This window comes from Kitasatospora sp. NPDC057518 (assembly GCF_042802075.1).
Lineage (GTDB): Bacteria > Actinomycetota > Actinomycetes > Streptomycetales > Streptomycetaceae > Kitasatospora.
In genome coordinates, this window is record NZ_JBHVEU010000180.1 from 1 (window position 1) to 16,440 (window position 16,440).

The 16,440-nt window shown below is 75.0% G+C and carries 19 protein-coding genes; 10 read left to right on the forward strand and 9 right to left on the reverse strand.

The features are described 5' to 3' along the window. Positions 1-7: 7 nt before the first annotated feature. The 4 genes from ACFU7Z_RS19675 to ACFU7Z_RS19690 form a co-directional block, all read right to left on the reverse strand. Complete coding sequence (locus tag ACFU7Z_RS19675) at positions 8-1,108, reverse strand: glycoside hydrolase family 6 protein (RefSeq protein ID WP_375874727.1); 1,101 nt, start codon at positions 1,106-1,108, stop codon at positions 8-10. 160 nt (positions 1,109-1,268) lie between these two features. After that, positions 1,269-1,997, reverse strand: coding sequence for a uracil-DNA glycosylase (locus tag ACFU7Z_RS19680; RefSeq protein WP_234348220.1), 729 nt, complete (start codon positions 1,995-1,997; stop codon positions 1,269-1,271). A gap of 192 nt (positions 1,998-2,189) precedes the next feature. Next, positions 2,190-2,969 carry an HAD-IIA family hydrolase gene (locus ACFU7Z_RS19685; RefSeq protein WP_049649696.1) on the reverse strand — a complete coding sequence of 260 codons (780 nt, stop codon included), beginning with the start codon at positions 2,967-2,969 and terminating at the stop codon, positions 2,190-2,192. Positions 2,970-3,203: 234 nt separating this feature from the next. Next, the gene (locus ACFU7Z_RS19690) at positions 3,204-4,319 is read right to left on the reverse strand and encodes an oxygenase MpaB family protein (protein ID WP_380778514.1); all 1,116 of its coding nucleotides are present in this window, start codon (positions 4,317-4,319) and stop codon (positions 3,204-3,206) included. A gap of 172 nt (positions 4,320-4,491) precedes the next feature. Here ACFU7Z_RS19690 and ACFU7Z_RS19695 point away from each other — a divergent pair, with 172 nt between their 5' ends. Together ACFU7Z_RS19695 and ACFU7Z_RS19700 are read left to right on the forward strand one after the other, a co-directional pair. After that, positions 4,492-5,568, forward strand: a complete 1,077-nt coding sequence (locus ACFU7Z_RS19695) for a Gfo/Idh/MocA family oxidoreductase (protein WP_117487922.1) — start codon at positions 4,492-4,494, stop codon at positions 5,566-5,568. A 54-nt stretch (positions 5,569-5,622) separates the two neighbouring features. Then, positions 5,623-6,222 (forward strand): hypothetical protein, encoded by a 600-nt coding sequence (locus tag ACFU7Z_RS19700; protein WP_380778516.1) that lies wholly within the window; start codon positions 5,623-5,625, stop codon positions 6,220-6,222. A gap of 39 nt (positions 6,223-6,261) precedes the next feature. On the opposite strand, the gene ACFU7Z_RS19705 is transcribed toward ACFU7Z_RS19700, so the two are convergent. After that, positions 6,262-6,684 carry a type II toxin-antitoxin system VapC family toxin gene (locus tag ACFU7Z_RS19705; protein ID WP_049649700.1) on the reverse strand — a complete coding sequence of 141 codons (423 nt, stop codon included), beginning with the start codon at positions 6,682-6,684 and terminating at the stop codon, positions 6,262-6,264. Beyond that, positions 6,677-6,961 carry a type II toxin-antitoxin system Phd/YefM family antitoxin gene (locus ACFU7Z_RS19710; protein WP_049649701.1) on the reverse strand — a complete coding sequence of 95 codons (285 nt, stop codon included), beginning with the start codon at positions 6,959-6,961 and terminating at the stop codon, positions 6,677-6,679. Before ACFU7Z_RS19710 ends, ACFU7Z_RS19705 begins: the two co-directional genes overlap by 8 nt. Positions 6,962-7,179: 218 nt before the next feature. On the opposite strand from ACFU7Z_RS19710, the gene ACFU7Z_RS19715 reads away from it, so the two are divergent. After that, complete coding sequence (locus ACFU7Z_RS19715; RefSeq protein ID WP_234348221.1) at positions 7,180-7,473, forward strand: DUF6412 domain-containing protein; 294 nt, start codon at positions 7,180-7,182, stop codon at positions 7,471-7,473. A gap of 123 nt (positions 7,474-7,596) precedes the next feature. Further along, on the forward strand, positions 7,597-8,310 hold the full coding sequence (locus ACFU7Z_RS19720; RefSeq protein ID WP_380778519.1) for a YidC/Oxa1 family membrane protein insertase: 714 nt from the start codon (positions 7,597-7,599) through the stop codon (positions 8,308-8,310). A 16-nt stretch (positions 8,311-8,326) separates the two neighbouring features. Here ACFU7Z_RS19720 and ACFU7Z_RS19725 read toward each other — a convergent pair whose 3' ends face one another. Beyond that, entirely contained in the window at positions 8,327-9,010 is a 684-nt protein-coding gene (locus ACFU7Z_RS19725) for an HAD family hydrolase (RefSeq protein WP_380778521.1), read from the reverse strand. A gap of 21 nt (positions 9,011-9,031) precedes the next feature. Then, positions 9,032-9,607 (reverse strand): NUDIX hydrolase, encoded by a 576-nt coding sequence (locus ACFU7Z_RS19730; RefSeq protein WP_380778523.1) that lies wholly within the window; start codon positions 9,605-9,607, stop codon positions 9,032-9,034. 311 nt (positions 9,608-9,918) lie between these two features. On the opposite strand from ACFU7Z_RS19730, the gene ACFU7Z_RS19735 reads away from it, so the two are divergent. The 5 genes from ACFU7Z_RS19735 to ACFU7Z_RS19755 all read left to right on the forward strand — a co-directional run bounded on the left by ACFU7Z_RS19735 (position 9,919) and on the right by ACFU7Z_RS19755 (position 14,869). Then, positions 9,919-10,686: a CDP-alcohol phosphatidyltransferase family protein gene (locus tag ACFU7Z_RS19735; protein ID WP_074005079.1), complete on the forward strand. Its 768-nt coding sequence runs from the start codon at positions 9,919-9,921 to the stop codon at positions 10,684-10,686. 150 nt (positions 10,687-10,836) lie between these two features. Continuing rightward, entirely contained in the window at positions 10,837-11,394 is a 558-nt protein-coding gene (locus ACFU7Z_RS19740) for a hypothetical protein (RefSeq protein WP_380778525.1), read from the forward strand. 67 nt (positions 11,395-11,461) lie between these two features. Continuing rightward, a complete protein-coding gene (locus tag ACFU7Z_RS19745) occupies positions 11,462-12,175 on the forward strand; it encodes an RNA polymerase sigma factor (protein ID WP_380743385.1) in 714 nt (237 codons plus the stop codon). Next, complete coding sequence (locus tag ACFU7Z_RS19750) at positions 12,172-12,927, forward strand: hypothetical protein (RefSeq protein ID WP_380778527.1); 756 nt, start codon at positions 12,172-12,174, stop codon at positions 12,925-12,927. Before ACFU7Z_RS19745 ends, ACFU7Z_RS19750 begins: the two co-directional genes overlap by 4 nt. Positions 12,928-13,135: 208 nt before the next feature. Beyond that, a complete protein-coding gene (locus tag ACFU7Z_RS19755) occupies positions 13,136-14,869 on the forward strand; it encodes a hypothetical protein (RefSeq protein WP_380778529.1) in 1,734 nt (577 codons plus the stop codon). A gap of 15 nt (positions 14,870-14,884) precedes the next feature. On the opposite strand, the gene ACFU7Z_RS19760 is transcribed toward ACFU7Z_RS19755, so the two are convergent. Beyond that, the gene (locus ACFU7Z_RS19760) at positions 14,885-15,235 is read right to left on the reverse strand and encodes an ArsR/SmtB family transcription factor (protein WP_380778531.1); all 351 of its coding nucleotides are present in this window, start codon (positions 15,233-15,235) and stop codon (positions 14,885-14,887) included. 109 nt (positions 15,236-15,344) lie between these two features. On the opposite strand from ACFU7Z_RS19760, the gene ACFU7Z_RS19765 reads away from it, so the two are divergent. Further along, positions 15,345-16,400, forward strand: coding sequence for a zinc-binding alcohol dehydrogenase family protein (locus tag ACFU7Z_RS19765; RefSeq protein ID WP_380778533.1), 1,056 nt, complete (start codon positions 15,345-15,347; stop codon positions 16,398-16,400). Positions 16,401-16,440 lie beyond the last annotated feature (40 nt).

The window sequence follows — 16,440 nt, forward strand, 5'->3', positions numbered from 1 at the left end:
GGCGGCCTCAGCGCGCCGCCTGCGCCAGCCCGAGCGCGTACGGCAGCCAGAACTCGCCCGCCCGGGGCTCGCCCCGGCCGCAGTCGCCGTCCGACTCCCCCGGGTTCTTGATCCACAGGTAGGCGTCCACCCCGGGCCGGCCGGTCTCGGTGGTCGGCCGCTCGCCGAGCGCGCGCCCGGGCGGGTTGCACCAGGCGGCGCCGCCCAGCGCCCCGTTGCCGCTGCGGCTGGTGTCGATGACGTAGTTCTTCCCGCCGAGGGCCGCGGAGAGCCTGGCGCCGTAGGCCGCGTTCCGTTCGGTGTCGTAGAAGTTGGCGACGTTCACGGCGAAACCGTCGGCCGCCGCGATGCCCGACTTGCGCAGGGCGGTGGCCATCTCCTCCGGGTCCTGTGCCCAGCCGGGGTTGCCCGCGTCCAGGTAGACCCGCGCGTTGGGGTTCTTCTTCAACTCCTGGACGGCGAAGGCCAACAGGCCGTACCGCTCGGCGGCCAGGTCGCCCTTGATCCCGCAGGTGTCCAGGGTGTGCGCGACAGCGTCCGGCTCCAGCACCACCCAGGCCCTGCGGTCGCCGAGGGCCTGGGCGACGCCGGTGATCCAGGCCCGGTAGGAGGCCGCGTCGGGGGCGCCGCCGGCCGAGTACTGGCCGCAGTCGCGGTGCGGGATGTCGTACGCGACGAAGACCGCCGTGCGGCCGGCCTCGGCGGCCCGTCGGCTCACCTGCTCGGCGATCGTCTGGGCGCCCTGCTCGCCGAGCCACTGCGAGGAGGGCTGGCCGGCGATCCGCAGCAGCGCGTCGGCCTCCGCCGTCCGGCCCTGGCCGCGCAGCGCGGTCACCTGCTGGGCGGCGTTGGTGCGGTCGGAGACGTAGAAGGCCTGCCCGGGCAGTTGGGCGAAGCCCGCACCGGCACCCGCCCCCGCGCCCGCCCCGGCGGCGGAGGACACGGACCCGGCTCCCGGCTTCCCACCGTCCGAACCGGTGCAGCCGGACCCGGCCGCCAGCACCACCCCGGCCAGCAGCGCCCCGACGGCGCCCCGCAACGTCCCTGTCCGCCCCAGCCCGTGCACGTACCGCCCCTCCCCGGCCCCGGTCCGGCGACCGGTCGGCACCAGCTAAGCACACCCGGCACCGGCCGACGGCCACCAGCGGTGAACGCCAAGTGGCCGTGGGCGGACGGGACATCGAACCCGTCCGAACCACGGCCACCACCGGCTGCCGGCGCCCGCCGACCGGCACCCCGGAACGCCCGCAGGCGCTCCGGGCGGAGGCTCAGGCCTCCTTCAGGTTCGGCACCTGCCAGTCGATCGCCTCGGCGCCGAAGGAGTCCAGCGCGGCGTTGATCTGCGAGAACGGGCGGCTGCCGAAGAACAGCTTCGCCGACAGCGGCGACGGGTGCGCGCCCTGCACCACCACGTGCTTGGCGGTGTCGATCAGCGGCAGCTTCTTCTTCGCGTAGTTGCCCCACAGCACGAAGACCACCGGCTCGTCGCGGTCGCTCACCGCCTTGATCACCGCGTCGGTGAACTTCTCCCAGCCCTTCGCCTTGTGCGAGTTGGCCTCGTGCGCGCGGACCGTGAGCACCGCGTTGAGCAGCAGCACGCCCTGCTCGGCCCAGTGCATCAGGTAGCCGTTGTCCGGGGCGGGGACGCCCAGGTCGGCGTCCAGCTCCTTGAAGATGTTGCGCAGCGACGGCGGCGTCTTGGTGCCCGGCAGCACCGAGAAGCTCATGCCGTGGGCCTGGCCGTTGTCGTGGTACGGGTCCTGGCCGAGCACGAGCACCCGGACCTTGTCGTACGGAGTGGCCTCCAGTGCGGCGAACTCCTGGCCACTCGGCGGGAACACCTCGTGCTCCGCGCGCTGGGCCGCCACGAAGGCCGCCAGCTCGGCGAAGTACGGCTTCTCCGTCTCGGCGCCCAGCACCCCGCGCCAGGACTCGGGCAGTTCCAGCCCGCCGCCCTCGCCGGCCTCGACCACGCCCGCCTCGACCGTGTCCGTCACGACATCTACCTCCCACACCGCGGCTGTTGCGCCGCACGCCCTCTTTCACCCCGAACGCTACACAGCCCCACCGACAACGGCCGCCTCCCCGCGGGCACCAGGCGGCCCCGCACCCCGGACACGGAGCGGCCCCGCCCCGGCGACCTGCCGGAACGGGGCCCACGACGAGAACGCGGGGTGAAAACCCAGCGGCTAGACCAGCTCGACCAGGTCCGCGATCGACTGGACCACGCGGGTCGGCCGGTACGGGAAGCGCTCCACGTCGGAGGCGGAGGTCAGGCCGGTGAGCACCAGGATGGTCTCCATGCCGGCCTCCATGCCCGCGACGATGTCGGTGTCCATCCGGTCGCCGATCATCACCGCCGTCTCGGAGTGGGCGCCGGCGGTGTTCAGCGCCTCGCGCATCATCAGCGGGTTGGGCTTGCCGACGAAGTACGGCTCGACCCCGGTCGCCTTGGTGATCAGGGCCGCGACCGAGCCGGTGGCCGGCAGCACGCCCTCGGTGGAGGGGCCGGTCTCGTCCGGGTTGGTGCAGATGAACCGGGCGCCCTGGTTGATCAGGCGGATCGCCTTGGTGAGCGCCTCGAAGGAGTAGGTGCGGGTCTCGCCGAGCACCACGTAGTCGGGGTTGTTGTCGGTCAGCACGTAACCGGCCTGGTACAGCGCGGTGGTGAGGCCGGCCTCGCCGATCACGTACGCGGTGCCCCCGGGGCGCTGGCCCGCGAGGAACTTGGCCGTCGCCAGGGCGGAGGTCCAGATGCACTCCTCCGGCACCTCCAGGCCCATGCCGGCCAGCCGGGCGCTGAGGTCGCGCGGGGTGTAGATGGAGTTGTTGGTGAGGACCAGGAAGGGCTTGCCGGACTCCCGCAGCTTGCGCAGGAACTCCTCCGCCCCGGGGATCGGCGTGCCCTCGTGGATGAGGACCCCGTCCATGTCGGTCAGCCAGGACTCGATGGGCTTGCGCTCTGCCACGTAGGTGTCTCCTCGGTCTTGCACAGGTCTGAACGTTCTCGCACATGCCCAGACCGGACACCCTCGGCCGGTCGGGCGCCACAGGCTGCCCCAACTCCGACCAGCGTAGTCGCCCGCACCGCCACCGCGCGGCCCCCGTCCGGCCGGTGGCCGCACACCCCGGGCCGGTGACCGTACGGGCCGAGCCCGGTGACCGTACGGGCCGAGCCCGGTGGCCGCACGGTGGCGCCCCGGTCAGGACGACGAGTCGGTCAGGCCGGTCGGGACCTGCCACTCCCGGCGGCGGCCCTTGTTGGTGAGCAGCAGCCCCTCCTTGAAGACCAGCAGCCCCAGTTGGCTCGCCAGTTCGGCGAGCGGCGGCAGGGTGTCGCCCGTCCTGCCGTACCCGAAGTTCGGCAGGGCGGCGGCGCTCAGCCCGAGCTTGGTGAGGCTGTCCGCCGGGGGCACCGCGATGACGTCGGCGGACTTGTCGCCGATCAGGCGCCGGATCAGGGTGGGGCCCGCTCCCGACGGGACCGGCAGCACCTCCCGGATGAAGTCCAGGACGCCCTTCGTCAGCACCCGTCCGGCTTCCGAGGGCCGCTGCTGGTGGCGGATGATGGCGTCCTTCAGGGCCGCGCCGTCGCCGAACTTGGCCGGGTTGAGCTGCTCGTCGACGCCCAGGACGTGGCCGACCACCCGCCAGATGTGGAAGTAGGCCTCCCGGTCCTCGGGCAGCAGGTCGACGCCCAGTTCGGCGAGGCCGAGCGGGATCAGCACCGAGAAGCTCATCAGCGTGCCGGCCAGGTCCTCCTGGTTGACCGGAACCCCCAGGGCGGCGGCGTCCCAGTCGCCCAGCTGGGAGACGTGGTAGCGCATGGTGGCGTGCAGCAGCCGGACCTTCTGGGCCGACCGGAGTCCGCGGCCGCCCGGCCCCAGGCCGTCGTTGTCGAGGACGTCGACGACGAACTGCGAGGTCTCCATCAGGCGCCGGTACACCCCGGAGGTCAGGCGCTGGGAGCGGACGAGCACCTCGGCGCCGTTGCCGCAGGTGTAGCAGAGCGGGAGCGAGCCGCAGAGCAGGATCGAGGCGATCAGCGGCTGGTAGCGGCCGAGCAGCTCGTGGCCGCGCGCCATCTGCGCCCGGTCCGCCCAGGACGGCAGGACGGCGGACTCCTCGAAGTACGCCCGGAGCCTGGGCGGCAGCCCGGCCGGGACGGCGTCGCTGTTGCGGCCGAAGCCGAGCAGGGTCTGCCGCACCTGGTCCTGCTGTCCGAGCTCGTACGTCTCGGCGATGGCGGCGTCCCCGAGCGGGTCGCCGACGGTGCGCATCCGGTCGAGCAGGTCGTCGGTCCAGCCGTTGGCGGCCATGTGATCCTCCGTCGCAGTCCGTGGGGTGATACGTGCACGTATCGCCGCGTACACGTATCACCGCGCTCCGGGCCGCGGCGGCAGCCTCACCCGGACGAGGGCGCGGCGGCGGGCCCGCCGTCCCGTCCGCCGAAACCGGGAGCAACCGGGCGCCTCGTGATTGAGTGGGCGCATGAACCCGCAGACGACTCCCGGTCCGTTCCGCGTCGGCCTGATCGGCTACGGCCTGGCCGGCTCCGCGTTCCACGCGCCGCTGATCGCCACCACGCCGGGGCTGCGGCTGGACGCCGTGGTCACCGCCAACCCCGACCGGCGCGCCCAGCTGGCGCGCGAGCACCCAGGCGCCCGCGCCGTGGACACGCCCGAGCAGCTGCTCGCCGACCCGGACGCGCTGGACCTGGTCGTCATCGCCTCGCCCAACCGCACCCACGCCCCGCTCGCCCGCGCCGCCCTGCGGGCCGGCCTGGCCACCGTGGTGGACAAGCCGCTGGCCGGCACCGCCGCCCAGGCACTGGAGCTGTGCCGGCTCGCCGAGGAGCAGGGCGTGCTGCTCTCGGTCTTCCACAACCGGCGCTGGGACGGCGACTTCCTCACCGCGAGCCGGCTGGTGCGCGGCGGCGCGCTCGGCCGGGTGCACCGCTTCGAGTCCCGCTTCGAGCGCTTCCGCCCCAAGCCCAAGCCGGGCTGGCGGGAGCTGGCCGACCCGGCCGAGGTCGGCGGCACCCTGTACGACCTGGGCAGCCACCTCGTCGACCAGGCGCTCACCCTGTTCGGGCCGGTCGAGACGGTGTACGCGGAGATCGACGTGCGGCGCGACGGCGCGGTGGTGGACGACGACGCCTTCCTCGCCCTCACCCACACCAGCGGCACCCGCTCACACCTGTGGACCAGCGCCATCACCCCGCTGATCGGCCCCCGGCTGCGGGTGCTCGGCGACACCGCCGGCTACGTCAAGTCCGGCATGGACCCGCAGGAGGCCGACCTGCGGGCGGGCCTGCGCCCGGACGGCACCCGCCCCTGGGGCACCGACCAGCCCGCGCACTACGGCACCCTCGGCACCGACGAGTCGGCGATCCGGCTGCCGACCGACCCGGGCGACTACCCCGCCTTCTACGCGGGCATCGCCGCCGCCCTGGCCACCCCGGGCACCCCGCCCCCGGTCGACCCGCGCGACGCGGTGGCCGCCCTGGCCGTCCTGGAGGCCGCCCGCACCTCCGCCGCCACCGGGACGGCGGTCCGCCCGGGCTGACGGCCGTACGGCCCGCTTTACCCTCCCTTGACCTCGTCTCCTACGATGGCCGCCATGAGCAACCGGGGGGAATGGCGGGTCACCGCCGACGAGCGGCGTGAGCGCGAACAGGCGTGGTCCACCGAGCAGAAGAAGCGCGAGAAGGCCTGGTCGGAGGAGTTCGAGCAGCGCCGGAAGGCCCGGGAGGCCGAGGACCGCGAGCTCCAGGAGAGCCTGTCGACCACGAGGGAGCGGACGGCCTGGGCCCGCGGCGAGCGGGACGGGTCGATCGGCTACGTCGACGTGACCGGGCCCGACCGCCGCCCCGTACGGATCGCGGTGGTGTGGCTCGGCCGCCTCTGGGCCACGCACAGGCCCCTGCACACCTACGACCCCATGCGGCACGTCGGCGGCGAAGCCGGCGGCGAGGGGGTCCTCCTGCTCGTCCCCATCGCCGCCGTCCTGGGGCTGAACTTCGGACTCCGCTGGCTGGTCCTCGCCCTGCTCCGCCGACCGCGCTGGGCCGTCGCCGCCAAGGCGGGCGGCGACCGGGGCAAGCGCGGGGGCAACACCGTCCTGCTGCGCACCCGGAACCGGGCGGAGGCCCTGAAGGCCGCGGCCGCCATGGCCGACCGGGTCGAGCGGGACGGGGCCGCCGCCCTCGGGGCCTCCTGACCGCCGCTCCCCGCCCGGCCCACGGGACCCGCCCGGACCTCACACCCCGATGACCTCCACCGCGGAGCCCAGCCCCCGGAAGTCCGCCACGTTGCGGGTGTACAGCGGCAGCCCGTGGGCCGAGGCGACCGCGGCGATCATCAGGTCGATCCGGCGCGGGCGCGGCTGCCGTCCGGCGGCGATGGTGAGGGTGACCAGCGTCCCGTAGCGGGCGGCGGCGGCCGCGTCGAAGGGCAGCGGGTCGAAGTCCGCCATCGCCGCGCCCAGCACCTCCAGCCGGGCGGCCCGGCTGGCCGGGTCGCGGGCCATCGACACGCCCTGCTGCAGTTCGGCGAAGGTGATCGCGGTCAGCTCGGGCACGGCCGGCAGGTCGGAGGGGCTGAGCAGCGCCAGGTCGATGTAGACGCAGGTGTCCAGCACCCCGGCCGGCCGCCGCCGGGGTGCTCTGCGGCGCTCAGCCACGCCGCCGCTCGAACGGGTCGTCGCCGTCGTCGCCCACCAGCTCCTCGGGGCCGAAGTCCTCCTCGGCCTCCTTGCGCATCTGCTGGTAGTCCACGCGCGGCAGCTTCACGTGCCGGGCCACCAGCTCCTCCGCCGTGAGCCGCCGACGCCCGGGCACCGGACGCAGCTCCGCGACCTCGACCCCGTTCCTGGTGATGTGGAACGTCTCCCCCGCCTCCACCGCGTCCATCACGGCGGCGGAGTTGTTCCGGAACTCCCGCTGGGTAATCGTCTTCACCTCTCCACGGTAGCCCCGTGTAGCCCCGGCGGCTACACCCCGGACGACCGCTTTTCGCCGCCCCGAGGAGGGGGCCTTCGGGTACGAACGGAATCGGGCGGAACCAGGCGGGGGCGCCGTGGGGGACGTCCCCGACACAGGCGGGAACCCGGGGGCTCGTAGGATCGTCCTGCTGGTACGTCAGGAAGCCGATGGGACACCGGGAGGGGGAGCGCGTCGTGGCCGTTGTGGCGATGCTGCTGGGCCTGCTCCGGGTGCTGACCGGGGAGCTGGTGGCCGACAGCGGGACGCTGGCGTCGGTGGCCGCCGTCGCGGCCGTGGCACTGGTGGCCGGGGCGGTCGCCGGGGCGCTGGCCGGGGCGCGGCTCCTCGGGGCGCGGGCGCCGGCGGCGGTGCGCAGCGGGGTGCTGCGGCGCCGGGCGTTCGGTACGGCGTTCCTTCCGCAGCGTGATCCGGACGCCCGGGGCAGGCGACGCCCCAGGGCGCCGGGAGCGGCCCCGGCGGCCGCGTAGTTCCGTCCGAAGTCCTTCCAGGCGTTCTTCCGATCGTTCCTGCCGGACGTTCTTCCAGGCGTTCCCCGTGGCCGTCCTCCGCCGCTCACTCATGTCCTGAGACCCTGGAGGGCTCGCTCCACCATGTCCGTACTCGCTGTTCTCGACCCTGCCGTCGCCGTGGCGCACGCCGTCGTCGCCGCCGTCGCCCACCTGGTGCCGACCGCCTTGGCCATCGTCCTGTTCACCGTCGCCGTCCGCTTGGCGCTGCACCCGCTGGCGCGGGCGGCGGCGCGCGGGGAGAGGGCCAGGGCGCGGCTGGCGCCGAAGGTCGCCGCGTTGCAGAGGAAGCACAGGGACCGCCCGGAGCGGCTGCGGGAGGCGCTGGCCGAGATGTACCGGAAGGAGCAGGTGTCGCCGTTCGCGGGGTGCCTGCCGGTGCTGGTGCAGATCCCGTTCTTCTCGGTGATGTACCGCCTGTTCACCACCCCGAACGACCTGCTGGACCACACCCTGTTCGGGGTGCCGCTGGGTCTGCACGTCACGGGCGCGCAGGGCGCCGGGCAGTGGGCGGTGTTCGGGGTGCTGTTCGCCGGACTGGCGGCGGTCGGGGTCGTCAACTTCCGCCGGGCCCGGCGCACGGCCGCGGCGGCGGCTACAGCGGCGACGGCGCAGCCCGCCCCGCAGCCGGGGGCGGGACTGCTGCCGTACCTGTCGTTCGGGTCGGTGCTGTTCGCGGCGCTGGTCCCGGTGGCCGCCGTACTCTACCTGCTGACGGCCGGCGTCTGGTCGGCCGCCGAGCGGGCCTGGCTGTACCGGGACGGGACGCCGGTGCCGGCGGCCGCGATGATGGGCTGACGGCCCGGAGGGGCCGTCAGAAGTGGCGCAGCAGCTCGGGGAAGGCCCCGAGCCGCAGCGTCGCCTCGTCCGGGCCGAGTTCCGCGTGCTCCAGCACCCAGGTGTGGTCGTGCGGGATGAAGACGGTGCGCAGGCCGGCCCGGCGGGCGGGGGCGATGTCGGACTTGGGCGAGTTGCCGATCATCCAGGTCCGGCCCGGGTCGAGGCCGAGGTCGGCGGTGAGCCGCCGGTAGGTGTCGACCGACTTCTCGGCGACGATGTGGACGCCGCGGAAGTGGTGGTCGATGGTGGACGCCGTCACCTTGCGCTGCTGTTCGCCCTGGTCGCCCTTGGTGAGCAGGAGCAGCTGGTGGCGGTCGGCGAGGGCGGCCAGGGTGTCGGCGACGCCGGCGATCAGTTCGACGTCGCGGCTGGTCAGCGGGGTGAGCAGGTCGTCGATCCGGGCCTGTTCGGCGGCCGTGGGGGTGCGGTCGTTGAGCCGCTGGAGGCAGTCGGCGAGGCTCTGCCGGAAGACGGTGGCGCCGTAGCCGAGGGTGGCGGAGTTGACGGCCTCGATCTCGTTCAGCAGGGCCCGGGTGCGCTGCTGCTCCTGCGGGGCGGCGACCCAGTCCAGGAAGCCGTCGATGACCCGCTCGAAGAGGACGTTGTTCTCCCAGAGCGTGTCGTCGGCGTCGAAGATCAGGGTCTGGTCGGTGTGCATCCGGTCGCTCTCCAAGGGGGGTCAGGCGGACGGCAGCAGGCGGGCCGCGCGGTCGAGGGTCTCACGGAGGTTGTCCTCGGTGGTCCGCCGCTTGGCCTCCTCGACGGTGAGCCACTCCAGCGGGGACGCCGGGTTCTCCGGCCGGGCCTGCTCCGGGGTGGCGGTGGCCAGCAGGAAGCGCAGGTCGGCGTGCTTGTGGGCGGGTTCGGCGGGCGAGGCGGGGACGGGCACCACGGCGAGGTGGACGAGGGCGGGGCCGGGCCAGGGGGCGAGGTCGGTCAGGCCGGTCTCCTCCAGGCCCTCGCGCAGGGCGATGTCCAGCGGGAGGGTCTCGCCCGGGTCGCCGTGGCCGCCGACGTGCAGCCAGGCCTGCTGGCGGACGTGCCAGCGCAGCAGGACGCGGCGGGTGGGCGGGTGGACGATCAGCGCGGAGGCGGTGAAGTGCAGCGGGAAGGTGCCCCTGTTCCAGGCGTCGGCGACGCCGAGGAGGCGGCGGGCGCGCTCGTGGTCGGCGGTCTCCACCAGGCCGCGCGGACGGTGGTCGGCCAGCAGTCGGGCCGGGTCGGGGCTCTGGGACGGGCCGCCCGTGGTCACCATGGGTCTGCGCTCCTCGTTCCGCTCCGGGACCGCGGACCGCGTCAACCGGCGTGCGGGGGCGGGCAGTCGGGCCCGGGGCTTCGGGTTCCGGCGAACCCGCGCAGCCTAGCCCGGGGGCGCTCGGGCGGCCCACCGGTTTTCACCGCGGGCGCTCCGGCGGACGCCCGCGACGCTCGCGCGCGACGTGAGCACCGGACGTTCCGACGACGGACACCTCCCGTACCTCCGGCGGCATGCCGCCTGGTCCGGGCGTTCCCCCGGAGGCCGTAGCCTGTGGTGATCGTTTTCGGGACAGGTGGAGGGATGTCGTCATGGTGGCTGCTCCGGCGCTCGCCGAGCTGCGCGAGGTGTGCCAGCCGCAGGCCAAGCTTCAGAGCCGCAACGGCGAGCACTGGGCGGGCCGGATGTACATGCGGCGGATCTCGCTGCGGACCACCCGGCAGCTGGTGCGCACCTCGGTGTCGCCGAACACCCTCACCTGGGTGATGGTGGTGTGCGGGGTCGGCGGCGGCGCGGCCCTGCTGATCCCGGGCCCGGTCGGTGCGGTGCTGGCCGTCGTGCTGTTCCAACTGTTCCTGCTGTTCGACTGCGTGGACGGCGAAGTGGCGCGCTGGAAGCGCCAGTTCAGCATGGCCGGGGTGTACGTGGACCGGCTCGGCGCCTATCTGGCGGACGCCGCGCTGATGATCGGTGCGGGTGTCCGGGCGGCGCGCGGCGGGTCGGAGCTGTGGGTGTCGGCAGGTCTGGCGGCCGCGCTGGGCGTGGTGCTGCTCAAGGCCTCGACGGACCTGGTGGACGTGGCCCGCGCCCGCAGCGGGCAGCTGCCGGCGACCGAGGAGTCGACGCAGCCGCGTTCCCAGGGCATCGCGACGGCCCGCAAGGTCGCCTCGCTGTTCAAGATCCACCGGGTGACGAACGGCATCGAGGCCTCGCTGGTGCTGCTGGCGGCCGCCGCGGTGGACGCCGGGCTCGGGAACCTGGACGCCACCCGGTGGACGCTCGCGGGCATCACGGCGATCACCTGGGGCATGGTGGTCGCGCACCTGGCGTCGATCCTCTCCTCCTCGCGGCTGCGCTGATCCGGGCGGCGCCCCGGCCGCAGGGTGACGGGGCGAGGCGCCCTGCTCCCGGGGGCCGAGGCGCCCCTCCCCCGCCCGGGGGAGCCCCCGGCGCCGGGCCCGCCGCCGGGGGGGACGCGGCGGGCCGGGGCCGCGCGGAAGGGTGGAGGCATGACGACGCCCCGGCCCGCTGCCGCCGCCACCACCGCCGTTCCCGCCCCGCCCCGCTGGGCCGTGCGCGCCGCCCACCTCGCCGCCGTCACCGCGCTGCCGGCCGGGCTGTGGCGGCTCGGGCTGGTGGCGGGCTGGCACGGCGGGTACACGGAGGCGGGCTACCGGGCGATGGGCCTCACCGGGTGGGGCGCGGTGTGGCCGGTCTTCCTGAGCCTGTTCACCGAGGCGCTGGCGCTGCTCACGATCGGGCTGGTCCGCCCGTGGGGCACGGTGCCGCCGCGCTGGGTGCCGTTCTTCGGCGGCCGCCCGGTCCGCCCGCGTGCGGTGGTGCTCGCGGCCTCGCTCGGCGCCGTCGGCCTGGCCCTGCCGTGGACGCCGTTCGTCGGCTGGTGGGCCCTGCCGGGTACGGGCATGACCCCGCTCGGCCACACCCTGGTCGGCTTCCTCTACCTGCCGACCGTCGCCTGGGCGCCGCTGCTGGCGGCCGTCACCGTGTCGTACCACCGCCGCCACCGGGCGCCGTCGGCGGCGATGACGCTCCCGCGGACGGCCTGAAGCAGAGCCGGGCAGGCATGTGACGCGGATCACGGCAGCACCCGGGGCCCGCCGGACAGGACCGGGTGTGGAGCAATCGATACGGGCGCGGATCCGCGCCGGGGACGCCGAGGCGTTCGGGCAGGTCTTCGAGGATCACGCCCGGGCGGTGTACCGGCACGCCGTACGGATGACCGGGGACCGGACCGTCGCCGAGGACGTGGTCTCGCTGACCTTCCTGGAGGCCTGGCGGCTGCGCGCCCGGATCGCCCCCGAGCGGGAGGACGGCGCGGAGAGCCTGGCGCCGTGGCTGCTGGGCATCGCCGGGAACGTCATCCGCAACACCCGCCGGGCGGCCCGCCGGCACCAGAAGGCGATGGCCAAGCTGCCGCCGCGCGAGGTGGTGCCGGACTTCTCCGGCGAGCTGGCGGGCCGGATCGCCGACGCCGAGGAACTGGCCGCCGCGAAGGCCGCGTTGGAGCGGCTGCGGCCGGCCGAGCGGGAGGTCTTCGCGCTGTACGTGTGGGAGGGGCTGGACCACGCGGCCGTCGCCGAGGCGCTCGGCCGCCCGGTGGGTACGGTCCGCTCCCGGCTCTCGCGTGCCCGCGCCCGACTGCGGGAGCTGACCGAGCGGGAGCTGGCCGCGGCGCGTTCGGCGCGGGCGGAGCAGCGGGGCGCGCCGCCGGCGGGCCACCAGGCCGGCCACCGGGCGGCGGAGACCGCGCAACGCCCGGGCAGCACCGGACAGGTACCAGGTGACCGCACCCCCGCGGTCCGGCCGACCAAGGAGACGATCCGATGAGCGCCACCCCCCGGCACCGGTCCGAACAGGCCGATCGGGAGGAGCTGGCCCGGCTGCTGCCGGCCCCGGCCGCTCCGGTCCTCCCCCGGAGCCGCCACCTCCTGCTCAAGGAGCACCTGTTGGACAGCATCACCGACCCGGACGGCACCCCCGACACCCCTCGGCGCACCACCCGTCGGCGCACCACCCGTCGGCGCGGCCTGCTCCTGGGCGCCGCCCTCCCGCTGGGGCTGGCCGCCGCGCTGACCGGGGTCCTGCTCACCACCGGCACCGACGGCTCCGCCCCCGGCGGCGACGACAGCGGACGGTCGCTGGGCAGCACCAGCGGTGTCGCGTACACCCTGGAGAGCGAGGAGGAGGTGGTCCGGCTGACCATCCTCGAGGACTACAAGCCGGTGGACGCGGGCCAGTTGCAGCGCGACATCGACCGGTTCGGGATCCGCGCCCGGGTCTACCCCGGCGAGCCGGGCTGCAAGGCGCGCGAGCCGAAGCAGCCCTCCCACGTGGACCTCACCGCCGGGTGGGACATCGAGCACGGGCCCGGGGAACCGCTCGTGCTGACCGTCCACCCCCGTCGGCTCCCGGCGGGCACGGAGATCTTCATCTACCTGCCGCTGGCCAGGACTTCGCCGGCCAACAGCTCCCGCGAGATGCAGGCCGGACTGATGAAGTCCCCGGGCCCTTCCTGCATGCCGGCCAAGGAGTACGTCAACCCGCTGGCGAGCCTGTACCCGACCCCGCCGGCGAAATGACCCGGCCCGGCCCGTAAGCGCCCGCCCCCTTCCGTGGAACCAGTCGGACTACATATGCAGTCCAACGACATATACAGTCGTCCGACAGTCGACAGAAGGGGGCGCGCCCATGCCACCCCGCACCACGACCCGGCCGAACCCGACCCGGCCCGACCCGACTCCGCTCGCCACCGGTCGAAGCACCGCCCGAAGCACCGCCCGAACCGCCGTGCGTGCCACAGCCGCCACCGTCCGCGCCGCCGTCGTCCGGACCGCCGCCACCCGGCCCGCCGTCGTGCTGCTCGTCGGCTACCTGGCCGAGCTGCTGTTCCGCCTCGTCCTCGTCCGGTCCATGGACTTCCCGTCCGTCCACCCCGACGAGGACTCCTACCTCGCCGAGGCCCGGGTGCTGGCCGGCGGCTCGGCGACCGAGATCCCGGTCGGCGTGGTCATCCCCGGCGGCTACCCCCTGCTGATCTCCCCCGCGCTGCGCCTGGCCGACGACCCGACGACCGCCTACCACCTGGTCATGGGCGTCAACGCCGCCGTCAACGCCCTGGTCTTCCCGCTCGCCCACGTCGCGCTGCGCCGCCTCGGTCTGGACCGCCGCCTCTCGTACGCCTTCGCCGCCGCGACCGCGCTGCTGCCGCCGGTGGTCTTCTACTCGCAGTTCGCGCTGACCGACGCCGTCCTGCCCGTCCTGGTGCTCGCCTGGCTGCTCTGCCTGCACGGCTGGCTCGCCGACGGCCCGCCGCGGCGCCGCACCTGGCACGCCGTCGGGGCGGGGGCGTCGGCGGGCTACGCGATGGCGGTGCACGACCGCGGCGGCGTGGTGGTGGCGCTGACCGCCGCCGTCCTGCTCGGCGCCCTGCTGCTGCGCCGGGCGCCGTGGCGCGCCACGGCGGCCGGGCTCGCGGCGCTCGGCCTCGGCGTGCTCGGCGCCGAGCTGCTGTCGGCCTGGCTGCACGCGCGGTTCACCGTCCCGGACAGCGACGTCGGCGGCTCGCTCTGGAAGGGCCTGACCGATCCGGGCGCCGCCGTGCAGACCCTCGCCCGGGCGGCCGGTCAGATCTGGTACTTCACCGTCTCCACCTGGGGTGTCGGCGGGCTCGCCGTCGTCGCCTGCCTGTGCGCGGTGTTCGACCGCCGCCGGCCGCCCGCCCTGCGGACCACCGGCGGCGTGCTGGTGGCCCTGCTGCTCGGCACGGCCGTGGCCTCCGCCGCCGCCCTGCCGCTGGACGGCCGGGTCGACGACTGGGTGTACGCCCGGTACACCTCCTACCTCGTCCCGGCGGCCTTCGTCGCGGGCGTCGCGGTGCTCGCGCGGTACGGTCGCCGCGCGCTGGTCCGGACGGCGGCGGTCGCGGCCGGGCTCGTCCTGCTGCTCGCCGGGGTCGTGGCGCTGGCGGCCGGCGAGCGGCTGCACACGTCGATGTTCATCCCCTGGACCCTGCCCGACGTCTCGTTCCTGGCCGCGGACTGGGGCCGGATCGACCTGCCCCGCACCTGCGCCGCCGTGCTGGTCCTGCTCGGTGCGGCGGTCCTGGTCCGCCGCGCCGGGGGCCGCCGGGTGCTCGGGGCGCTCGGCGTCTCGCTGGCGCTGTTCGCCGCCTTCGCCACCACGACGATCACCGCACAGGTCGCTCGGCCGCACGCGGAGGGCCGCGAGGGCCTGGCGACCGGCTTCACCCGCGCCGCCGGGATCACGGCGGACGACAACGTGGTGTTCGCCTGGGACGTCGACTGGTCGCTGCGCGCCGCCCAGACCTTCGAGGTCTACCGGGGGCGGGTCTGGTCCCGCGACCCCCGCTGGCAGCCCGTCCCGGCGGAGGCGAACGTGATGGTCCTCCCGCTGCCCGGGGAGGGGAGGCCGCCGGAGGCGTACTGGCCGGGCCACCCCGCCGACTGGTACGTCGAGCGCTTCGACGCCCGGCAGAACTGGGCGGTCTGGCACCGGCGTTGAGCGCCCCGGTGTCGCCTAACCCGCCGTACCGGCGTGGGCGGCGGCGGCGTGGGCGGCGAGGACGGTGTCGAGCAGCCCGGGGAAGCGCTGCTCCAGGTCGACGGTGCGCAGGGCGGAGAAGCGCCGGTTGGCCTCCTCGCGCTGGACGATCAGGCCGGACTCGCGCAGCACCTTGAAGTGGTGGCTCAGGGTGGAGGGCGCGACGTCCACCGGGAAGGTGCCGCAGGCCCGTTCGGGCTCGGTGCGCAGAACGCGGACGATGGTCATCCGGGTGGGGTCGGAGAGCGCGTGCAGGACGTCGAAGAGGTCGATCTCCTCGGCTGCGGGGTGGGCGAGCGCCGGTCGTCGGCGGGTGCTGCGGGGCATGGGTCGACCTCCATGATCTGCGATGTTCGACATCCATGGAAATGGCGTGGTACCACTGTCCCGCGCCAATTTCGTCGTTCGTCGAACATCGTAGTCGAGGGGGCCCGACATGCGTGCACTGGTGATGACCGCACCCGGTGGAGCGGAGAACTCGGAGGTCCGGGAGATCCCGGTACCGCGCCCCGGACCGGGCCAGGTGGCGGTCGACGTCGCCCACGCCGGACTGAACTTCGTGGACGTGATGACCCGCCGCGGCGACGCCGCGTACGCCGCCGAGTGGCCGTACCGGCCCGGCAAGGAGGTGTCCGGTACGGTCCGCGAGCTCGGCGCCGGGGTCACCGGCCTGGCGGTGGGCGACCGGGTGGTCGCCGCGCCGGTCGGCGCCGGGCTGGCCGAGGTGGTGGTCGCGGAGGCCGCGCTCACCGTGCCGCTCCCGGACGGGGTGGCGCTGCGCGAGGCCGCCGCCGTCCCGCTGGGCCTGGCCACCTCGATGCTGCTGCTGACCGACGCGGGCCGCTTCACCGCCGGGGACACCGTCCTGGTCCACTCAGCGGGCGGCGGGATCGGCAACGCCGTTGCCCGGCTCGTCCCGCTGCTCGGCGGCGGCCGGCTGATCGGCACGGTCGGCCGGCCGGAGAAGGCCGCGGCGGCGCTCGCCTCCGGCTACGACCACGTCTTCGCCCGCGGCGCGGCCGACGGACCGGGCGCCGACGGACCTGGCACCGACGGAAGCGGTAGCGGCGAAAGCGGTAGCGCCGGCGGACCGGCCGAGGCGATCCGCGCCGCCACCGGCGGCCGGGGCGTCGACCTGGTGCTCGACCCGCTGGGCACCGCCGCCCTCGACCTCGACCTCGCCGTGGCGGCGCCCGGCGCGCGGATCGTGCTGTTCGGCAACGCGGGCGGCGGCGCCGTCGCCGACCTGCCCCCGCTCGGCCGCCTGATGGCGGGCAACCTGACCGTCACCGGCTTCAGCCACCGCGGCCTGGCCGCCACCGCCCCCGAGCGGCTGGCCCGCGCCGTCCGCCGGGTCCTCGGTCTCCTCGCCGACGGCGGCCTGGTCCTGCCGGTCACCGAACTGCCCGGCCTCGACGCCGTCCCGGCCGCCCACGACGCCATGCAGGAGGGCCGGGCGACCGGCAAGTACGTGGTGCGCGTCGGCGGTTGATCCCGCACCCGCGGGTACGGCAACGCGCCCTGCACGGGAA